This window comes from Palleronia sp. (assembly GCF_042089775.1).
Lineage (GTDB): Bacteria > Pseudomonadota > Alphaproteobacteria > Rhodobacterales > Rhodobacteraceae > Palleronia.
Map to the genome: position 1 here is coordinate 1 of NZ_JBELKF010000248.1, position 2,634 is coordinate 2,634.

The 2,634-nt window shown below is 66.2% G+C and carries 3 protein-coding genes and 3 tRNA genes; all 6 read right to left on the reverse strand.

Going from position 1 to position 2,634, the window contains the following annotated elements; all coding sequences use genetic code 11:
- Positions 1-264 precede the first annotated feature (264 nt).
- Positions 265-747: a hypothetical protein gene (locus tag ACFDS3_RS20665; protein ID WP_375264204.1), complete on the reverse strand. Its 483-nt coding sequence runs from the start codon at positions 745-747 to the stop codon at positions 265-267.
- A gap of 83 nt (positions 748-830) precedes the next feature.
- On the reverse strand, positions 831-1,703 hold the full coding sequence (locus ACFDS3_RS20670; protein WP_375264205.1) for a glutamate--tRNA ligase: 873 nt from the start codon (positions 1,701-1,703) through the stop codon (positions 831-833).
- Positions 1,704-1,723: 20 nt separating this feature from the next.
- Positions 1,724-1,799 (reverse strand) — tRNA-Glu (locus tag ACFDS3_RS20675).
- Between the two features lie 12 nt (positions 1,800-1,811).
- Positions 1,812-1,888: transfer RNA gene (locus ACFDS3_RS20680), tRNA-Glu, on the reverse strand.
- 12 nt (positions 1,889-1,900) lie between these two features.
- A tRNA-Glu gene (locus ACFDS3_RS20685) sits at positions 1,901-1,976 on the reverse strand.
- Between the two features lie 254 nt (positions 1,977-2,230).
- Positions 2,231-2,497, reverse strand: coding sequence for a hypothetical protein (locus ACFDS3_RS20690; RefSeq protein ID WP_375264206.1), 267 nt, complete (start codon positions 2,495-2,497; stop codon positions 2,231-2,233).
- Positions 2,498-2,634: the final 137 nt, after the last annotated feature.

Genomic DNA, 2,634 nt, shown 5'->3' on the forward strand with positions numbered 1-2,634 from the left:
GATCGCGATACAGGCCCAGAACACCAGCCGCCCGAGCAGTAGCGCGTGCTGACCCCGCGCACCATCATCCGTCAGGACGTCGAGCTGCGCGCGGATGTCCTCGCATTTCTTGAGTTCGATCTCGACCCGCTCGATCAGCTTGATGGGGGTCGGCTTGAGGACGTGCGTGTTCATCAGGGCGCTCCGCTGTTCAACTCGTGGAATTAGGGCAGCACATCCACGAGGCGATTTTCCGATCACAAAGTCGCCTGTTACGTTGCGTCGTCAGGCAGCGAGGCCCGACAGGGACTGGCGGTCACGGAGGCGGAGGCCAAGCGACGCCAGCCGCCAGAGGATCGACACTACGCCGAACCCGGCAACGAGGCCGAAGAAGGCCACACCGGCAAAGCCGAAGATCGCAAGATCGGCGCCGTCGAGCAGTCCCCGAAGCAGGAGGGCGGAGAGGACGGTGACGACCAGCGACTTCACGAGGCCCATGACGAGGCGGGCATCACTCTCCACGCGGCCATCGAGATCCACCTCGGCATAGGCGAGCGGTCCTTGGACCGTGCCGCCCTTCGCGAAGCGCAGGTAGACGGGACGCCCCCGCTGCCACACGGCCAGCGCCTTGCCAGCCGGGACGCACAGCGCGGCACCGGGCGCGAGATCGCGCCGCACCTTGGGCAGCCGCGGGTCGACACCAATGTCGAGGTGGCGCAGGACGCTGGTCGCGCCCTCGATCCCGTTCAGTTTCGTCTGGCTGTCCATCGCGGCGACCTTTCGTCTTCAGGTTGCTACAGTTCTATGCCGATCGAATATCTATTTCAACATTTTTCGCAAAACTATTTCCGTTAGTTTCGAGTGTCAGTTCCCTGCCCCTGCTTTGCGAGCGCCTTGTGCTTCCGGTCGAGGCTCGCGAGCCGCGCCGCATCGAACGCCGAGGGGCTGCCGCGCATCCGCCCGCCATCGAGGAAGAGATCGAGCGCCCTGTCGCGGGTGAGGACGGCCGTGCTCTTGTCGTCGACCGAGGGCCCCCAACCCATGCGCAGGACGAAGTTCAGCGCGGCGTCCGGGCAGATCCCGGCATCGCGGTAGCTCATGAGGCTCGCCGCCCGGTCGCGCTTGCTCATCTTGCGCCCGTCGATCGTGATCAGCCCGATATGCGCGAAGCTCGGGAGGGCCGCATCGAGCGCGCGATAGATGGCGCTGTGGCGGTGGGTGTTGGTGAAGTGGTCGGCGCCGCGGATCACCACCGTCACGCCCATGTCGATGTCGTCGACCACGGAGGCGAAGTGGAAGACCGGCATCCCGTTCGCGCGCAGCAGCACTTGGTTCGCGGCCAGCGCATGGGCCGCGTCGTTCGGGTGCTGATCGCCTGCCACGAGGTCGTGCCAGGTCTGGCAGCGGCCGTCCTCGAGCAGCACGGCCCCGTTGTCGGCGTGGACCGCCCTGCCCTGCGCCAGAAGGTCGGCGGCCACTGCCCTGTAGCGGTCGAGCCGGCCGGACTGGTGAAAGACGGCATCGGGCGCAAGGCCGAGCCAGGCCATGCTGTCATGGATCACGTCGACCGCGCGCGGGTCGTTGCGGGCCTGATCGGTGTCGTCGATCCGCAGCAGGAAGCGGCCTCCGGTGGCGCGCGCGGCAAGCCAGTTGAACCAGGCGGTGCGGGCGGTGCCGAGATGGAAATCGCCGGTGGGCGACGGGGCGACGCGGGTAACATGCATGGCGGGGCCTTTCGGAGAATTGGCAGCTCCCGCGGGAATCGAACCCTGCGCCTCGCGAGTGAAAGTCGCGTGTCCTGACCACTAGACCAGGGAGCCGTGAGGAAGATCTGGCAGCTCCAGCGGGACTCGAACCCGGCATTTCGCGGTTGAGAACCGCGCGTCCTGACCGTTTAGACGATGGAGCCGTAGGGGAAATCTGGCAGCTCATGCGGGACTCGAACCCGGCATTTCACGGTTGAGAACCGTGCGTCCTGACCTTTAGACGAATGAGCCGTGAAGGGGTCGAGGGCGGCGCGCGGCCGGGCCTCGGGCAACAAAAAACCCGCCGTGAAGGGCGGGTGCAGGGCATCGGTCGCGGACAACTCAGAGGTTGCGCGTTACACGATGCCCTTGGGTTCTTCGAGGGGGAGCATGGCTCTATCGTCCTGAATGAAAATTCGTTGCCCGGGATCAGTAGCCCGGCCGGCGACGCCTCGTCAACAGATTTTCGCAGATATTTTCGAAACCCCGTTCCCGGGGGGTGGTGGTCAGGCCGCCGCGCGGGTCTGCGTGGCCTCGAGGGCGGCCGCGAGAACGGCTGCGTCCTGCGCGTAGCTCGGGTGCCGATAGGTCTCGAGCATCCGGCGATAAAAAGCGAGACGGCGATCGAGTTCGGAGATGTCGAAGCTTTCGGCCCAGTCGTTGCGACCATGGGTGACCGTCAGGCCATCCTCGGACAGCTCGCAGCGCGTCGGCGCACCGCCCTTGCTGTCGCCCGCAAACCAGCTCCGTCCGTCCTCGCCACGCTCGACCATGTATCCGCCTTTCGCTGTTTCGCGGGCACCTTCGCCGCGCTCCCTGTCGGAAACAAGACGATCGCCCAGGTTCCGGCAGGTCGTCGCCGACCTGCCACGCTTCGGGACCGCCCGCTATCGGTTGGCGTCCGCCGGCT

Coding starts and splice junctions, on each gene's coding strand:
- ACFDS3_RS20665 (WP_375264204.1), bottom strand. CDS start 747: ATGGACAGCCAGACGAAACTGAACGGGATCGAGGGCGCGACCAGCGTC.
- ACFDS3_RS20670 (WP_375264205.1), bottom strand. CDS start 1,703: ATGCATGTTACCCGCGTCGCCCCGTCGCCCACCGGCGATTTCCATCTC.
- ACFDS3_RS20690 (WP_375264206.1), bottom strand. CDS start 2,497: ATGGTCGAGCGTGGCGAGGACGGACGGAGCTGGTTTGCGGGCGACAGC.